The following is a 16,782-nucleotide window of genomic DNA, read 5'->3' as shown; positions in this document are numbered from 1 at the left end:
CCGAGCGCGCGGTTCCCCGCGCCCCTGCCGGGGCGGCCCTAGGCGCGCCAGTAGGTGCGGGCCCAGGCCGTGGGGCCCGGCTGGGGGAGGCGGTGGGTGGCTATGCGGGACGGGTCCGACCAGGAGTCCCTGCTGCCGGGCGCGCCGGGCGGGGTGGTGGCCACCGCCGCGGCGCGCACCCGGACCACCGCCAGTGCGGCGGCCAGCTCCTCCGGGGTCGGATTGCCCCGTACGACCTTGATCGTCATGTCTGCTCCCGAGGGTCGAGGGGTCAAGGGGTCGAGGGATCGGGGGTCTAGAGCGGGATGTTGCCGTGCTTCTTCGGAGGGAGTGATTCCCGCTTTGTGCGCAGTTGACGCAGGCCCCGTACGACATGGGAGCGGGTGTCGGACGGCATGATCACCGCGTCGATGTAGCCGCGCTCGGCCGCCGTGTAGGGATTGAGGAGCGTGTCCTCGTACTCCTGGATCAGCCGGGCCCGGGTCGCCTCCTGGTCCTCGGCGGCGGCGATGGTGCGGCGGTGCAGGATGTTCACCGCGCCCTGCGCGCCCATGACGGCGATCTGCGCGGTCGGCCAGGCGAGGTTGAGGTCGGCGCCCAGGTGCTTGGAGCCCATGACGTCGTACGCGCCGCCGAAGGCCTTGCGGGTGATGACCGTGATGAGCGGGACGGTCGCCTCGGCGTAGGCGTAGATCAGCTTGGCGCCGCGGCGGATGATGCCCGTGTGCTCCTGGTCGACGCCCGGGAGGAAGCCGGGGACGTCCACGAAGGTGATGACGGGGACGTTGAAGGCGTCGCAGGTGCGCACGAAGCGGGCCGCCTTCTCGGAGGCGTCGATGTCCAGGCAGCCGGCGAACTGCATCGGCTGGTTGGCGACGATGCCCACCGGGTGACCCTCGACCCGCCCGAAGCCGGTGAGGATGTTCGGCGCGAACAGCGCCTGCGTCTCGAAGAACTCGGCGTCGTCCAGGATGTGTTCGATCACCGTGTGCATGTCGTAGGGCTGGTTCGCGCTGTCCGGCACGGTCACGTCCAGCTCGCGGTCCTCGTCCGTGAGCGCGAGGTCCGCCTCCTCCGGGAACACCGGGGGCTCGCTGAGGTTGTTGGACGGCAGGTACGACAGCAGCTGCTTGACGTACTCGATGGCGTCCTTCTCGTCGCCCGCCATGTGGTGGGCCACGCCCGACACCGCGTTGTGGGTGCGCGCGCCGCCCAGCTCCTCGAAACCGACGTCCTCGCCCGTCACCGTCTTGATGACGTCCGGGCCCGTGATGAACATGTGCGAGGTCTGGTCCACCATCACCGTGAAGTCGGTGATCGCGGGGGAGTAGACCGCGCCGCCCGCGCAGGGGCCGACGACGAGCGAGATCTGCGGGATGACGCCGGACGCGTGCGTGTTGCGGCGGAAGATCTCGCCGTACATGCCGAGCGCGCCGACACCCTCCTGGATACGGGCGCCGCCGGAGTCGTTGATGCCGATGACCGGACAGCCGGTCTTCAGCGCGAAGTCCATCACCTTCATGATCTTCTGGCCGAAGACCTCGCCCAGGGCGCCGCCGAAGACGGTGAAGTCCTGGGAGAAGACGGCGACGGGACGGCCGTCGACCATGCCGTACCCGGTGACGACACCGTCGCCGTAGGGCCGGTTGTTCTCCATGCCGAAGTCGGTCGAGCGGTGCTGTGCGAACTCGTCCAGCTCGACGAACGAGCCCTCGTCGATCAGCAGCTCGATCCGCTCACGGGCCGTCAACTTGCCCTTGGCGTGCTGCTTTTCGACGGCGCGCGCCGAGCCGGCGTGCGTCGCTTCCCGGACGCGGCGCCGCAGATCCGCGAGCTTGCCCGCGGTCGTGTGGATGTCGGGGTGGTGCAGCTCTTCCGGCTCGGACATCGGGATGCGGCTCCCTGCCTGCTCAGTGGGAAAATGAGGGTGACGTGCTCAGGGGGTTGCTACTGACTCGTAGGGTAGTGGTGCCCATACGGTTCGGCAGTGCGGCGTTTACCACACTCGCCCTCTGGTTTCAGCGGGGACGAGATCTCGGGATCAGGCCGCGGAGAGACCGGGACCAGCCGTGAAATGGGTGCCTCGCGGCGGGACACGCCGGAGGGGTGACATCACGAGAGTGATCGAGCGCCCGTGAACCTCAGCCCGGCAGGGCTGGAATCCGTCCCCTTCTCGCGGGGCGGCGGATGTCAAACCTAGGGTGGGTTGTATGACGACGCCACCAGGTGCAGAAGGAAGCCCCTCCGACGGACACGGTGAGTCGAGGTCGGACCGGTGGTCCGACCTCGACCGTCCGCCGCTCAACGCCACCGCACTGCGCCGGGCCCTGGTCCGCGAGGACGGGCTCTGGTGCGATGTCGAGGTCGTACAGCACACCGGGTCCACCAACTCCGACCTTGTCGCCCTTGTCACGGAGGAGAAAGCGGACGAGGGCGCGGTCCTCGTCGCCGAGGAGCAGAACGCCGGGCGGGGCCGCCTGGACCGCCGGTGGACCGCGCCGGCCCGCTCGGGCCTCTTCTTCTCCGTCCTGCTGAAGCCCACCGGGGTGCCCGTGGAGCGCTGGGGGTGGCTGCCGCTGCTCACCGGGGTCGCGGCGGCGACGGCCCTGTCGCGGGTCGCGGGGGTCGACACGGCACTCAAGTGGCCCAATGACCTGCTGGTCACCGTGGACGGCGAGGAACGCAAGGCCGGCGGCATCCTCGCCGAGCGTGCCGGGACCGACGCGGTCGTCGTCGGCATCGGCATCAACGTAACCCTGCGCGCGGACGAGCTGCCCGTGCCCGGCGCGGGCTCCCTCGTCCTCGCCGGAGCGACCACCACGGACCGTGACACCGTGCTGCGGGCCGTGCTGCGCTCCCTGGAGCAGTGGTACGGGAAGTGGCGTGCCGCGGCCGGCGACCCCGCCGCGTCCGGCCTCCAGGAGACGTATGCCGCAGGATGCGCGACCCTCGGAAGAGTGGTGCGGGCCGAACTGCCCGGCGGTACGTCGATCACGGGCGAGGCGGTGGCCGTCGACGGGGACGGGCGCCTGGTCCTGGCCACCGAGGACGGCGTGCAGCAGCCGGTCGGAGCGGGGGACATCGTCCATCTGCGGTCGGCGTGAGCCAAGGAGGTCGGCCGGCCGTACTCAGCGGGGGACCCGGAAACCGATCACGATGCCGGGCCCCGACCAGGCGTACGAGTCAGGAGTGAGCCAGCCCACACCTGCCGTAGAGTTGAGCGCGGTCGATACCTGACCGTGGCAGATCGGAAGGGCAGCAGGCGTGACCGTCGACGACACGGGCTCCGGCACGGGTGCACACCCCGCCCCCGACGGTGAGCCGGGGCGTGCCGCGGGGCCGGCCGCCGACCCGGTGCCTCCAAGCGTCGACGTGAACGGCACGAGTGGCATGAGCGGCACGAGCGGGCAGGGTGACGCGGGCACCCCCGTGGACAGGAACGACAGGAACGACAGGAACGGCAGACTCGACGGACAGAGTCGGCTGGACGCGCAGAACCGGATGGACGAGGAGTTCGCCGACTCCGGCGAGGACCCCCTCGCGCTCCGCCTCGAAACGCTCATCCTCGGCGCGGAGCGCCGCTACACCCCCTTCCAGGCCGCCCGCAGCGCCGGTGTCTCCATGGAACTGGCCTCCCGTTTCTGGCGGGCCATGGGCTTCGCCGACATCGGCCAGGCCAAGGCGCTGACCGAGGCCGATGTGCTCGCGCTGCGGCGCCTGGCCGGTCTCGTCGAGGCGGGCCTGCTCAGCGAGGCGATGGCGGTCCAGGTCGCCCGCTCCACCGGGCAGACCACCGCCCGGCTGGCCGAGTGGCAGATCGACTCCTTCCTGGAGGGCCTGACCGAGCCCCCGGAACCGGGCATGACACGCACCGAGGTCACGTACCCCCTGATCGAGCTGCTCCTGCCCGAGCTGGAGGAGTTCATCGTCTACGTCTGGCGGCGGCAGCTCGCCGCCGCGACCGGCCGGGTCGTCCAGGCCGGTGACGACGAGGAGATGGTCGACCGCCGCCTCGCCGTCGGCTTCGCGGACCTCGTCGGCTTCACACGGCTCACGCGCCGGATGGAGGAGGAGGAACTCGGCGAGCTCGTCGAGGCCTTCGAGACCACCGCCGCCGACCTGGTGGCCGCGCACGGGGGCCGGCTCATCAAGACCCTCGGGGACGAGGTGCTGTACTCCGCGGACGACGCCGGGGTCGCCGCCGAGATCGCCCTGCGCCTCATAGAGACGATGGCCAACGACGAGACGATGCCGGAACTGCGCGTCGGCATCGCCTTCGGCACCGTGACGACCCGCATGGGCGACGTCTTCGGTACGACGGTGAACCTCGCCTCGCGCCTCACGTCGATAGCGCCACGGGATGCCGTCCTGGTGGACGGCGCTTTCGCGGAGGAACTGATCCGCACCGCGGACGCACCCGCCTCCGAGGCGGAGGCGGCCGAGGCCGCGGCCGCCGCGGAGAAGGAGGGCGAGGAGCCGCCCGCCTACCGGTTCGCCCTCCAGCCGATGTGGCAGCGCCCGGTCCGTGGCCTCGGCGTGGTCGAACCCTGGCTGCTGGGCCGCCGGAACGGCGATCAGCCCTAGCCCCCGCCCCAGCTCTCCTTTTTCTTTGCACGGCTTCCGGTTTCTTCCACCTCGGCCTTCGGTTCCTTTCAATGGCCTCCGGCCGGGCCCGTCAGATCGTTCACACAGATGCCGACGATCGGCACGCACAGGCCCGGCGGGTTCTGACCGGGTTTCGGGGCCGGGGCGCGGGGGGTGGCGCTCGGGGTGGGGTGCGGGGCGGGAGCGCTCGCGGCCGGCGGCCGTGTCCGGGGCCGCGCCGGTACGACGGGGGCGGTGGGGATGCCGGTCGCATCGGGTGCACCGCCCGCCGGGACACCGGCCCGGGCCGACGGCATCGCCGACCGCCATGGTGTCGCCGACGGCGCCGTGGGAGCGAGGCTCGGGCCCGCGGCGGAGGCGGGGGTCGCGCTCGGGCCGCCCGGCGCGGCGGTCGCGCCGGGGGACGCGGGATGTGCGGAGGGCACGGTCCAGACGGTCGGCGTGGCGTCGATCGCCTCGCCCGTGGCGGATCCGGGCCTCGGCTCGGCCTCCGTGTTCCCCCTGTCACCCGCACCGCCGACCACCGAGTCCGGCGCCATCCGCACCAGGCTGAGCGCCCCGGCCGCCAGCGCGAGCCCGCCCACCGCGAAGAGCACCCGTCGCGGCCGCGGCTTGCGGTGCCGCCCCCGCACGGGCCGGAGCGGAGCGGGTGCCTCCGGCGGGACAGCCGCCAGGGGTGCGGAGCCGCCGCCCGGCACGCGCCGCCCGGCCGCGGGGCTCCCGAGCGGCGAGGCGGCCGGAGGCGCCGCGGGCCCCGCCGTCCTGCCGCCGGTCGCCGCCGGGCCAGCCGCCCCGCGGTGTGCGGGCGCGCCGACGGCAGCCGCGCGGACCGCTGCAGCCTCACGAGGCCCCACAGGCCCCACAGGCCCCCCGAAGTGCGGGGCCCACGGAGTGTCCGCCCGCGTCCCCGACTCCCTCGTCACGTCCGTCGTCGTGCCGTTCGTCATGGTCGTCCCTCCCCGGTGTGCCTGCGCCCCCCGATGCGCTGGGCGGTGCGCAGGTTATGTGTCTTTTGGGGGCGTGGGGCGGGAGTTGGGCGGGATGTCACCCGAACGGGGAGCGGGGGCGAGGGGCAAGGGAAACGACGGGTTTCGCCGGGCGGGGTCGGCTGCGATGATCGGAGGCGTCGGGAGTTAACCCGCGTTAACCGTTCACCGGGAGGGTGTCATGGCGGAGCAAGGGGACGAGCGGCGGTTCGGGGAGTTCGTCGTCGTACGGCGGCACGGGTACGTCGCGGAGCTCGCCCTCGACCGGCCGAAGGCCATGAACGCCGTGTCCACGGACATGGCCCGTTCCGTCACGGCCGCCTGCGAGGCGCTCGCGGGCGACGGTGACGTACGCGTGGTCGTGCTGACCTCCACCGCCGAACGCGCCTTCTGCGTCGGCGCGGACCTGAAGGAGCGCAACTCCTTCAGCGACGCCGACCTGGTCCGGCAGCGCCCCGTCGCACGGGCCGCGTACACCGGCGTGCTGGAGCTGCCGATGCCGACGATCGCCGCCGTGCACGGCTTCGCGCTCGGTGGCGGTTTCGAGCTCGCCCTGTCCTGCGACCTGATCGTGGCCGACCGTACGGCGGTGCTCGGGCTGCCCGAGGTGTCGGTCGGGGTGATTCCGGGAGGCGGCGGCACCCAGTTGCTGCCCCGCCGGGTCGGGGCGGCCCGCGCGGCCGAGCTGATCTTCTCGGCGCGTCGGCTGGAGGCGGGCGAGGCGCGGGAGTTGGGGCTCGTCGACGACCTCGTGGACGAGGGGCAGGACCGTACGGAAGCCCTCGCGCTGGCCGCCCGCATCGCCGCCAACTCCCCCGTCGGCCTGCGCGCCGCCAAGCGCGCGCTGCGGCTCGGGCACGGGCTGGACCTGCGTGCGGGCCTGGAGGTCGAGGACGCCGCCTGGCGGTCCGTCGCCTTCTCCGGGGACCGCGCGGAGGGCGTCGCCGCGTTCAACGAGAAGCGCAAGCCGCAGTGGCCGGGGGAGTGAGCCTGCTCCCGCTCCCCCCGGCGTCCCGGGCCCGTACGGCCACTCGGCTCCTCGGACCCCTGTTCGCCCCACCAATGTCCCGGATCGTCGTAAATATCCCTAGCCTGGAGTGATGGGTGAGGACAGACGGCTGACGGCCGTGGTGGAGCTGGCGCAGGGGATGGCGGCGGCGCCCACCCCGCGCGAGTCCTGGCGGGCCGCGGCGCTCGGCGCCTGCCGCGCGCTCGCCGGGAGCTTCGCCGCGCTCTCCGTGTGGGAGCGCGAGCTCGGCCGGCTGAGAGTCCTGGTGAACGTCGGCGAACGCGCGCCGGACGAGGAGGAGTTCCCGGACGGGGAGTCCTACCCGGTGCACCAGTTCCCCGAGATCGCGGAGTTCCTGCACGAGCGCTGGGCCGGGGGCGGCGGCCCCAACGCCTGGGTGGAGACCGCCGACGGCCCGGCGGGTGGCCGTGCCGGGTACGGCCACCAGCGGGTCGCCGCGCTGCGCCGGCGTGGCCGCGGCTGCTGTGTCGTGGCCCCGATCGTGCTGCACGGGCGGGCCTGGGGCGAGCTGTATGTGGCCCGCCCGGCCGCGGCCCCCGCCTTCGACCGCGCCGACGCCGACTTCGCGACCGTACTGGCCTCCGTGATCGCCGCCGGGATCGCCCAGGCCGAGCGTCTGGAGGAGGCCCGGCGGCTGGCGTTCACCGACTCCCTGACCGGGCTCGCCAACCGCCGCGCCGTCGATGTACGCCTGGACGAGGCCATCGAGCGGCACCGGCGCGAGGAGGCCGTGGTCAGCCTCGTCGTCTGCGACCTCAACGGGCTCAAGCACGTCAACGACACCCGCGGGCACGCCGTCGGCGACCGGCTTCTGGAACGGTTCGGCTCCGTGCTGTCGGTGTGCGGAGCGATGCTCCCGGGCACCCTCGCCGCCCGCCTCGGCGGCGACGAGTTCTGTCTGCTCGCGCTCGGGCCGCCGGCCGACGAGGTGGTCCGTGTCGCCGACGAACTCTGCCGCCGCGCCGCCGAGTTGGAGCTGGGCGAGGGGGTGGCGTGCGGGGTCGCCTCGACCGAGGACCCGATCGGGCCGGTCCGCTCGGCCCGCCGGCTCTTCCGGTTGGCCGACGCCGCCCAGTACCGTGCGAAGGCCGTACGGGCCGCCAAGCCCGTCGTCGCCGGGCGCGAGGGGCCCGACGACCCGGTCGTACGCCTCGCCGACGCGCCGTCCCCGGACCGGCGGGAGCGCCGCCGCTTCCGGGGGCGTCACGACCAGCCCCGTCCCTGAGCCTGTGCGGGCGCGTGTGACGTACGGCGAAGTAAGGGGTCAACCGGCCACCCGCTAGTGACATCAACGAATTCACTGCGTACGCTCCTGAATATGGATATGCACACTGTGGTGGTGGGGACGTCCGGAGTGACCGCGTCCGACGTGCTCGCGGTGGCGCGCGACGGCGCCCGGATAGAGCTCTCCGGCGAGGCGCTGGCGGCCCTCGCCGCGGCCCGCGAGATCGTGGACGCGCTGGCCGCCAAGCCGGAGCCCGTCTACGGCGTCTCCACCGGGTTCGGTGCCCTCGCGACCCGGCACATCAGCCCCGAGCTGCGCGCCCAGCTGCAGCGCAACATCGTCCGCTCGCACGCCGCCGGGATGGGCCCGCGCGTGGAGCGCGAAGTCGTCCGCGCCCTGATGTTCCTGCGGCTCAAGACCGTCTGCTCGGGACACACCGGTGTGCGGCCCGAGGTCGCGCAGACCATGGCCGACATCCTCAACGCCCAGATCACCCCGGTCGTGCACGAGTACGGTTCGCTCGGCTGCTCGGGCGACCTCGCCCCGCTGTCCCACTGTGCCCTCACCCTCATGGGGGAGGGGGACGCCGAGGGCCCCGACGGTGTTCTGCGCCCCGCCGGTGAACTGCTCGCCGAGCACGGCATCGAGCCCGTCGAACTGCGCGAGAAGGAGGGCCTCGCCCTCCTCAACGGCACCGACGGCATGCTGGGCATGCTGGTCATGGCCCTCGCCGACCTGGAGACGCTCTACAAGTCCGCCGACGTCACCGCCGCGCTCTCCCTCGAAGCCCTGCTCGGGACGGACAAGGTGCTCGCCCCCGAGCTGCACGCCATCCGCCCGCACCCGGGGCAGAGCGCCAGCGCCGCCAACATGCTGGCCGTGCTGAAGGGTTCGGAGCTCACCGGCCACCACCAGGACGGCGCCCCGCGCGTCCAGGACGCCTACTCCGTGCGCTGTGCCCCGCAGGTCGCGGGCGCCGGCCGGGACACCCTCGCGCACGCCCGTACGGTCGCCGAGCGCGAGCTGGCCTCCGCCGTCGACAACCCGGTCATCCTGCCCGACGGCCGTGTCGAGTCGAACGGCAACTTCCACGGCGCCCCGGTGGCGTACGTCCTCGACTTCCTCGCCATCGCCGCCGCCGACCTCGGCTCGATCGCCGAGCGCCGCACCGACCGGCTGCTCGACAAGAACCGCTCGCACGGCCTGCCGCCGTTCCTCGCGGACGACGCGGGCGTCGACTCCGGCCTGATGATCGCCCAGTACACCCAGGCGGCGCTGGTGAGCGAGATGAAGCGCCTCGCCGTACCGGCGTCCGTGGACTCCATCCCCTCCTCCGCCATGCAGGAGGACCACGTCTCCATGGGCTGGTCGGCCGCGCGCAAGCTGCGCACCGCCGTGGACAACCTCACCCGTATCGTCGCGATCGAGCTGTACGCCGCCACCCGCGCGATCGAACTGCGCCAGGGCCTGACCCCGGCGCCCGCCTCGCAGGCGGTCATCGACGCCGTCCGCGCGGCCGGCGTCCAGGGCCCGGGCCCCGACCGCTACCTCTCCCCGGACCTGGAGGCCGCGCACGCGTTCGTGCGCGGCGGCCAGGTGGTGGCGGCGGTGGAACCGGTGACCGGACCACTGGCCTGACCGGACCGCCGGTCCGACCGGAGCGCCGACGGGCTGCCGCTGTCACAGCGGCGGCCCGAAGTGTGCTACTGTCTCATTGATACGTTTTTGGTACCCATTTACTTTGTGCGCCTGATCGGAATCCTCCGCAGGCGCGTTTTGTTTTACCGGCATCTCCGGCTTTTCCCGGTGCATCTCCGGATGGGGGCCCTACCTGTTCAGGAGAACAACATGGCTACAGGCACCGTGAAGTGGTTCAACTCGGAAAAGGGCTTCGGCTTCATCGAGCAGGACGGCGGCGGCCCCGACGTCTTCGCCCACTACTCCAACATCGCCAGCTCCGGCTTCCGTGAGCTGCTGGAGGGCCAGAAGGTCTCGTTCGACGTCGCGCAGGGCCAGAAGGGCCTGCAGGCGGAGAACATCGTCCCCGCCTGATTTCGGGGACGCGCTTTTCCAGAGCCGGGGCCCCGCACCTTCGGGTGCGGGCCCCGGCTCGCGCTGTGCGTGTGCTTGTCCGTGGGGCCCAGGAAGGAAATCCAGATCCAGCATGACTCGATCCGAACGTCCCGTCCGTAAGCGGCCGGCAAACACACGCGGCGCCCAGACCGGCGGTTCCGGCTCCGCGAAGAACACCGGCCGGGGCACCGGCCGGGCCGGCGGCGGCAGGGGGCCGGTCCGCAAGGCCGTGGCGCCGCAGGAGTTCTCCCTGCCCGAGAGCATCACGCCCGCGCTGCCCGCCGTCGACTCCTTCGACGCGCTGGACATGCCGGCCGCCCTCACCAAGACCCTCGCGGCCCAGGGCGTCATCGAGCCCTTCCCGATCCAGGGCGCCACCCTGCCCAACTCCCTCGCCGGACGCGACGTCCTGGGCCGGGGCCGCACCGGCTCGGGCAAGACGCTCGCCTTCGGACTCGCCCTGCTGGCGCGCACGGCGGGCCGCCGTGCCGAGTCGAGGGCGCCGCTCGCGCTCGTCCTCGTCCCCACGCGCGAACTCGCCCAGCAGGTCGACGACGCGCTCACCCCGTACGCCACCGCCGTCAACCTGCGGGTGGCCACCGCCGTCGGCGGGATGTCGATCGGCCGGCAGGCCGGCGCGCTGCGGCGCGGCACCGAGGTGCTGGTGGCCACTCCCGGGCGGCTCAAGGACCTCATCGAGCGGGGCGACTGCGTCCTCGACCAGGTCGCGATCACCGTCCTCGACGAGGCCGACCAGATGGCCGACATGGGCTTCATGCCGCAGGTCACCGCGCTGCTCAAGCAGGTCGAACCGGGCGGTCAGCGCCTGCTGTTCTCGGCCACCCTCGACAAGAACATCGACCGGCTCGTACGGATGTTCCTGACCGACCCCGTGGTGCACTCCGTGGACCCCTCGGCGGGCGCGGTGACCACCATGGAGCACCATGTGCTGCACGTCGCCGACGAGACCGACAAGAAGGCCGTGGCGCTGCGGATCGCGGCGCGCGACGGCCGGGTGATCCTGTTCGTGGACACCAAGCGGGGCGCCGACCGGTTCACCAAGCGGCTGCTCGCCAACGGCGTGCGGGCCTCCGCGCTGCACGGCGGGCGCAGCCAGCCGCAGCGCAACCGGACCCTGGACCAGTTCAAGAACGGTCAGGTCACCGCGCTGGTCGCGACCAACGTGGCGGCCCGCGGCATCCACATCGACGACCTCGACCTCGTGGTCAACGTCGACCCGCCGACCGACCACAAGGACTACCTGCACCGCGGCGGACGCACCGCCCGGGCCGGTGAGTCCGGCAGTGTCGTCACCCTCGTACTGCCCGAGCAGCGGCGGGAGATGACGCGTCTGATGGCGGACGCGGGCATCACTCCGCGCACCGCCCGGGTCAAGTCCAGCGACGAGGAGCTGGCCCGCCTCACCGGCGCCCGCGAGCCCTCCGGCGTCCCGGTCGTCATCGAGGTGCCGCAGCCGGCCGAACAGCCGAAGCAGCAGCGGCCGAGGTCGCGCGCGCGGCGCCCCGCGGGTACGGGTACGGGTACGGGCACGGAGTCGCAGCAGCAGCGGCAGCCGAGGCGTGCCGCCGGCGGCACGGCGAGCGGTGCGGGCGGTGGCACCGGGGGTGCGGGGCGCGCCGGTGGGCGCGGGCGTGCGCCCCAGCAGCGGCGTGGTGAGCGCGGTGAGCGTGGTGGACAGGGCGGCGGGCGTCGCGCCGCGTAGGCGCTCCGCGTGGGCGTTCCGCTAGGGGGCCCGGTTCACATCGTGCGGGTCGGTGGGGGGCCGGCCGCGCCCGCGCGGCGGAGCCGCACAGGTGACAGCCCCGCGCCCCTTTCCGATGCTGTTGGCCAACCCGGTCGGCCACGTCGGCTCCGCGGCATGTGTGCCGGAAGCCGTGAGCACTAGATCGATCTAGTGCTCACGGCTTCCGGGGAGAGTGTTCCCCGCGGCGGATTTGCCAACAGCATCCTTTCCGGGCGCGGGGCTTCTCAGTGGTCGAAGTCGCCCAGGAAACCCGGGTCGATCTTGTCGAGCTTCAGACCGGTGCTCCGGTGGAGGTCGAGGAGGTCGGTCATGTGGATGGCTCGGCGGCGGGCCGCCGTCAGGTCGCGGCGCGCGGCGGCCGTCCACAGGTCCGGCTTGAACGTGATCCCGTGGGACGTCGGCAGCGGGCCCGTCTCGGCGCGCCAGCCGGGCCAGCGCAGCGTCTCGTAGAGCTCCTCCGAGCCGTCGTTCCCCAGGAACCAGCGGAGCGTGTCCTCGTAGCCCGCCTCGAAGTCGTCCCAGCGCAGTGCGTGCGGCTGGAAGTACACCACCCCGCCCGGCTTGCCGGGGCGGTTCATCGACTGCGGGTCGGGCCCGTTGAGGACGAAGACCCCGCCCAGCACGTCATGGGCGACCACCAGCCCGTCGCTCGGCCGCCAGTCCGGGTCGAACAGGTCGTTGACCTCGGCGAGGCTCGGCAGCGCCGTGGACGCTCCGGTGCCGGGGCTGCCGTAGATGCGCAGCCATCCGCTGTCCAGCAGCACCCCGCCGCAGTTGAGCATGAAGGAGCCGATCCAGGAGTCCGCGGTGAGCTGCGTCCGGAGCAGGGAGGCGCGGGCCTGCGCCGGGTCCACCGGAAGCACCTCCATGGACACCCTGCTGGTGGAGATCGCCTCGGAGAGGAGCGGCCAGGCGGGCTTCTCGACGTCGGTCAGCTCTGTCAGGTCTCGCATGGGTATCCCGTGGGTTCCGGGCCGGAGCGTCGCGCTCAGAAGGCCGCCGTGCGCTCCCGGCGCACCGAGTAGGTCACAAAGCCGGCGCCGAGGCCGAGGAAAAGGGTCCCGCCGACGACGTACGGCGTCGTGTCGACGCTGCCGGTGTCGGCGAGCCGGGTCCCGCTGTCGTTCGAATCGACTGTGCTCGACTCGAGGGTGCTCGACCGGGTGTCGTCCGACCGTGTGTCACCCGACTCCGTGGAGGCCTGCACAGCGGTTCTCGACGCCGTGGTCGTGGACGTCTTGGTCATCGACGCCCCGGTCGGCGAAGTCGTCGACCGGGATCCGTGCTGAGCAGGCGTTTCCTGAGTCGCATTGGCGGACGGTACGAACCACAGGGCCCCCAGGAGGGTCCCCGCTGCGGTGGCGGTCAGCAACGAGCGACGAGCGGCGGACACGTAATATCGATCCCCTTGTGGCGCTGGCGAATTGGCCGTGTGGGCCGATGCTAATGAAAGTCGCGGGTCGCGGGAAAGTCGCGGGAGCTGTGGGCCGTACGCTCCGTCTCATGAGTACTCCTGAGACATCACGATTTGTCCGGCTTCGAGTGGAGCTGGTGCTGGAAGTCGAGGACGCGGGCGCCGTCACCAAGGCCGCGCTGCGTCGCATCGCGGACGATGCCGGTCTGCCGGCCGACGAGCGGACGCATGCCGAGAACGCAGTGACGGAAGACACTGCCGAGGCCCTCGCGTATCTCGTCGACCCGTTCGACCTGGTCAGCGAGGTTCCCGGGGTCGACCTCGCCCAGGCGTCCTGGAGCAGCGAGGCGATCGACTACGACCCCGATTCGCCGGAATGGGACCTCGACGAGGATGATGGCGGCGAGGATGACGACGAGGAAGTCGGAGTCGGCTGACGCCTTTTGGGGAAAACGTGACCCCGGGTGGCAGCCGCCGCCCGGGGTTTCTTCGTCTCAGACGACGCATTGGCCACTTCCGCACCAGAATTCGGTCTGGCTTTCGGTATCACTCGATCGAGGTCCACCGGATCCGGTCGACTCGGTTGACGCCGTTGATCGACGTGGTGAGCCCCACACGCCGAAGAAGTGTGGAAAGGGACGAAACGGTCGTAGCGTTGGGGGTTCCTCCGGGGCTTTCTGGTTCTTGGTGATTCGGCAACGATGGAGAAGCGTGTGATAACGGAGAGTAAGCGGCGCAACGGCCTGATGGCCGCGTCCGCACTGCTCGGCGGGGTGCTGGTGCTCTCTGCGTGCAGCGGGAGCGGCAGTGAGGCCAGTGCTTCGGACGGCGGCGAGACCTCGCAGGCCCAGGCTGATGCGGCGGCGGCCAAGAAGAGCTCCGAGGCGCAGATCAAGATCACGCCGGCGGACGGCTCCGACAACGCCTCCATCAACAACGCCGCGGCGGTCACGGTGAGCAAGGGAACGCTCACGACCGTGACCATGAAGACCGCGTCGGGCACGACGGTTTCCGGTCAGATATCCGCCGACAAGAAGAGCTGGAAGCCCGCCGCCCAGCTCGAACGCGCCACGACCTACAAGGTCGCGGCCGAGGCCACCGACTCCGCGGGCCTCGTGGCCCACGAGAACGCCTCGTTCACCACGGTCTCCCCGGCGAACAGCTTCATAGGCAACTTCACGCCGGAGGACGGTTCCACCGTCGGTGTCGGCATGCCGGTGTCGATCAACTTCAACAAGGCGATCACGAACAAGGCCGCCGTGCAGAAGGGGATCACGGTCTCCTCCTCCAGCGGCCAGGAGGTCGTCGGCCACTGGTTCAACGCCAACCGTCTCGACTTCCGGCCCGAGGACTACTGGACCGGCAACTCCATCGTCACCCTCAAGCTGAACCTCGACGGTGTCGAGGGCGCGAGCGGGGTCTACGGCGTCCAGCAGAAGACGGTCACCTTCAAGGTCGGCCGCAACCAGGTCTCGATCGTCGACGCCAAGACCAAGACCATGAAGATCACGCAGGACGGCAAGACCATCAGGACCATCCCGATCTCCGCGGGCTCTCCGGAGAACAAGACGTACGAAGGCCAGATGGTGATCTCCGAGAAGTTCAAGGAGACCCGGATGAACGGCGCGACGGTCGGCTTCACCGACTCCGACGGCAAGGGCGAGTACGACATCAAGGACGTGCCGGACGCCATGCGTCTGTCGAACTCCGGCACCTTCGTGCACGGCAACTACTGGGGCGCCAAGTCCATCTTCGGTGCGGTGAACACCAGCCACGGCTGTGTGGGTCTGTCCGACACCAAGGGCGCCAAGGACCGGAGCACGCCCGCGGCCTGGTTCTACGACCACTCGCTGATCGGTGACGTCGTGGTGGTCAAGAACACCGGCGACAAGACCATCGCCCCGGACAACGGCCTCAACGGCTGGAACCTGGACTGGGCGTCCTGGAAGTCCGGTTCGGCGGCCTGACGCCCCGCCGGTCGCTCACTTCGACGGCCCGCACCCCACGAGGGGTGCGGGCCGTCGGTCTTGGCGGCCGAAGCGGCCGAAGCGGCCGAAGCGGCCGTGGCCGGCGTGGCGGCCGTGGCGGCCGCACAGGATTCCTCGGTGGCCCACAGGTGAATTCCGCCGCCGCCACAGCCTTCTCATCATTCTCTTATCCCGGCCTTATCCCTCCATCACGCGCGGTACCTAGCTTTCCGCCATGTTCTTCACCTACCTGAGGCGCGAACTGCGCCGCCGCAGGAAGGCGGCGCTCGTCGTCGCCTCCGGACTCGCCCTGGGCATCGCCCTGGTCATCGTGGTCAGCTCCGTGTCGTCCGGCATGGAGAAGGCCCAGGGCAAGGTCCTCCAGTCGCTGTACGGACTGGGTACGGACATGACCGTCACCAAGGCGGCGGCGCCGACGACGAGCACCAGCCAGCGCCCGCGCTTCAACTTCGACGCGAACGACAACGGCTCCACCACGGAGCAGAGCACTGACCGCGTCATGGTGCAGGGCTTCCAGACCCTGGCCGCCTCCACGGTCTCCAAGGTCGACTCCCAGAAGGGCGTCGCCGACTCCGTCGGCGGACTCAGCCTCCAAGTGATCCGGGTCAACGGCCAGTTCACGCGGGGCCAGTTCCAGCAGAACCAGAACAGCGGCGGCAACCAGCAGGGCGGGCGCCCGAACGCCCAGCAGTCCCCGCAGGGCCGCGTCGAGGGCGGCGGCGCCAACTTCGACGTCAACAACTACTCCGTCTACGGCACCGACGTCACCAAGCCCGACCTGGGCCCGCTGACCTCCTCGAAGATCACCAGCGGCCGTACGTTCACGACGTCCGAGACCGACTCCAAGGTCGTCGTCGCCGACGTCTCGTACGCCAAGGAGAAGAAGCTCAAGGTCGGCAGCACCGTCACCATCAAGAGCGTCAAGTACAAGGTCATCGGCATCGCCACGCCCGACAGCGGGGACGCGGCGGCCAACCTCTACATCCCGCTCAAACAGGCGCAGACGCTCAGCGACTCCAAGGACAAGGTCACCACGATCTACGTCAAGGCGTCGGACTCCCAGCAGATCGCCGGCGTCAAGAGCACCATCCAGAAGAACATCTCGGGCACGACGGTCACCACCTCCGCGGACCTCGCGGACACCGTCTCCGGCTCCCTGTCGACCGCCTCCGACCTCGCCTCCAACGTCGGCAAGTGGCTCTCCATCGCGGTGCTCGTGGCCGCCTTCCTGGTGGCGGGCCTGCTCACCTCCTCGGCCGTCTCCCGGCGCGTGCGGGAGTTCGGCACCCTCAAGGCGCTCGGCTGGAAGTCCGGCCGGGTGACCCGCCAGGTCGTCGGTGAGGCCATCGTCAACGGTCTGGTCGGCGGCGCCCTCGGTATCGCGCTCGGCCTCGCGGGCGCCTACGCCGTCACCGAGATCAGCCCCAACCTGCAGGCGCAGGTGGGCGGTTCCGGCGGCGGTGGCGGACAGGGCGGCGGTGGCGGCTTCGGTGGCGGCGGCTTCGGCGGACCCGGCCGGCAGGCCGCGACCAAGGCCCTCGACGTCGCGCTCACCGCGCCCGTCAGCGTCAGCACCATCGTCGGCGCGGTGGCCCTCGCCATCACCGGCGGCCTGATCGCCGGCGCCTTCGGCGGCTGGCGCGCCTCCCGGCTCCGTCCCGCGGACGCCCTGCGCCGCGTGGAATAGGCCCCAGCC

Annotated in this window: 15 protein-coding genes; 10 read left to right on the top strand and 5 right to left on the bottom strand. The window is 71.5% G+C overall.

Annotated features, from left to right (window positions below; translation table 11 throughout):
* Nucleotides 1-38: 38 nt before the first annotated feature.
* Entirely contained in the window at nucleotides 39-248 is a 210-nt protein-coding gene (locus tag RV986_RS19755) for an acyl-CoA carboxylase epsilon subunit (protein ID WP_475918685.1), read from the bottom strand.
* A 47-nt stretch (nucleotides 249-295) separates the two neighbouring features.
* Complete coding sequence (locus RV986_RS19750) at nucleotides 296-1,888, bottom strand: acyl-CoA carboxylase subunit beta (protein ID WP_475918684.1); 1,593 nt, start codon at nucleotides 1,886-1,888, stop codon at nucleotides 296-298.
* A 322-nt stretch (nucleotides 1,889-2,210) separates the two neighbouring features.
* Here RV986_RS19750 and RV986_RS19745 point away from each other — a divergent pair, with 322 nt between their 5' ends.
* The gene (locus RV986_RS19745; protein ID WP_475918683.1) at nucleotides 2,211-3,104 is read left to right on the top strand and encodes a biotin--[acetyl-CoA-carboxylase] ligase; all 894 of its coding nucleotides are present in this window, start codon (nucleotides 2,211-2,213) and stop codon (nucleotides 3,102-3,104) included.
* 160 nt (nucleotides 3,105-3,264) lie between these two features.
* On the top strand, nucleotides 3,265-4,584 hold the full coding sequence (locus tag RV986_RS19740) for an adenylate/guanylate cyclase domain-containing protein (protein WP_475918682.1): 1,320 nt from the start codon (nucleotides 3,265-3,267) through the stop codon (nucleotides 4,582-4,584).
* A gap of 68 nt (nucleotides 4,585-4,652) precedes the next feature.
* Here RV986_RS19740 and RV986_RS19735 read toward each other — a convergent pair whose 3' ends face one another.
* On the bottom strand, nucleotides 4,653-5,237 hold the full coding sequence (locus RV986_RS19735) for a hypothetical protein (protein WP_475918681.1): 585 nt from the start codon (nucleotides 5,235-5,237) through the stop codon (nucleotides 4,653-4,655).
* A gap of 535 nt (nucleotides 5,238-5,772) precedes the next feature.
* Between RV986_RS19735 and RV986_RS19730 the strand changes: the two genes are divergently transcribed.
* From RV986_RS19730 to RV986_RS19710, 5 genes are all read left to right on the top strand, one after another.
* Nucleotides 5,773-6,579: an enoyl-CoA hydratase/isomerase family protein gene (locus tag RV986_RS19730; RefSeq protein ID WP_475918680.1), complete on the top strand. Its 807-nt coding sequence runs from the start codon at nucleotides 5,773-5,775 to the stop codon at nucleotides 6,577-6,579.
* 112 nt (nucleotides 6,580-6,691) lie between these two features.
* Nucleotides 6,692-7,846: a GGDEF domain-containing protein gene (locus RV986_RS19725; protein ID WP_475918679.1), complete on the top strand. Its 1,155-nt coding sequence runs from the start codon at nucleotides 6,692-6,694 to the stop codon at nucleotides 7,844-7,846.
* 99 nt (nucleotides 7,847-7,945) lie between these two features.
* Nucleotides 7,946-9,484: a histidine ammonia-lyase gene (gene hutH, locus RV986_RS19720; RefSeq protein WP_475924338.1), complete on the top strand. Its 1,539-nt coding sequence runs from the start codon at nucleotides 7,946-7,948 to the stop codon at nucleotides 9,482-9,484.
* A 210-nt stretch (nucleotides 9,485-9,694) separates the two neighbouring features.
* Complete coding sequence (locus tag RV986_RS19715; RefSeq protein WP_168510673.1) at nucleotides 9,695-9,898, top strand: cold-shock protein; 204 nt, start codon at nucleotides 9,695-9,697, stop codon at nucleotides 9,896-9,898.
* 112 nt (nucleotides 9,899-10,010) lie between these two features.
* A complete protein-coding gene (locus tag RV986_RS19710) occupies nucleotides 10,011-11,642 on the top strand; it encodes a DEAD/DEAH box helicase (protein WP_475918678.1) in 1,632 nt (543 codons plus the stop codon).
* Nucleotides 11,643-11,908: 266 nt separating this feature from the next.
* Here the strand turns inward: RV986_RS19710 and RV986_RS19705 are convergent, their stop codons facing one another.
* Both RV986_RS19705 and RV986_RS19700 read right to left on the bottom strand, forming a co-directional pair.
* Nucleotides 11,909-12,637 (bottom strand): DUF2625 family protein, encoded by a 729-nt coding sequence (locus RV986_RS19705; RefSeq protein WP_475918677.1) that lies wholly within the window; start codon nucleotides 12,635-12,637, stop codon nucleotides 11,909-11,911.
* Between the two features lie 35 nt (nucleotides 12,638-12,672).
* Nucleotides 12,673-13,077, bottom strand: a complete 405-nt coding sequence (locus RV986_RS19700) for a cell wall protein (RefSeq protein WP_475918676.1) — start codon at nucleotides 13,075-13,077, stop codon at nucleotides 12,673-12,675.
* 149 nt (nucleotides 13,078-13,226) lie between these two features.
* On the opposite strand from RV986_RS19700, the gene RV986_RS19695 reads away from it, so the two are divergent.
* From RV986_RS19695 to RV986_RS19685, 3 genes are all read left to right on the top strand, one after another.
* Nucleotides 13,227-13,535: a hypothetical protein gene (locus tag RV986_RS19695; RefSeq protein ID WP_475918675.1), complete on the top strand. Its 309-nt coding sequence runs from the start codon at nucleotides 13,227-13,229 to the stop codon at nucleotides 13,533-13,535.
* 264 nt (nucleotides 13,536-13,799) lie between these two features.
* Nucleotides 13,800-15,065 (top strand): L,D-transpeptidase, encoded by a 1,266-nt coding sequence (locus tag RV986_RS19690; RefSeq protein ID WP_475918674.1) that lies wholly within the window; start codon nucleotides 13,800-13,802, stop codon nucleotides 15,063-15,065.
* Between the two features lie 235 nt (nucleotides 15,066-15,300).
* Entirely contained in the window at nucleotides 15,301-16,773 is a 1,473-nt protein-coding gene (locus RV986_RS19685; protein WP_475918673.1) for an ABC transporter permease, read from the top strand.
* Nucleotides 16,774-16,782 lie beyond the last annotated feature (9 nt).

Source organism: Streptomyces sp. RLA012 (assembly GCF_056270325.1).
The sequence above is the reverse complement of the archived record's forward strand: the minus strand, read 5'-3'. Positions and strand labels throughout refer to the sequence as shown.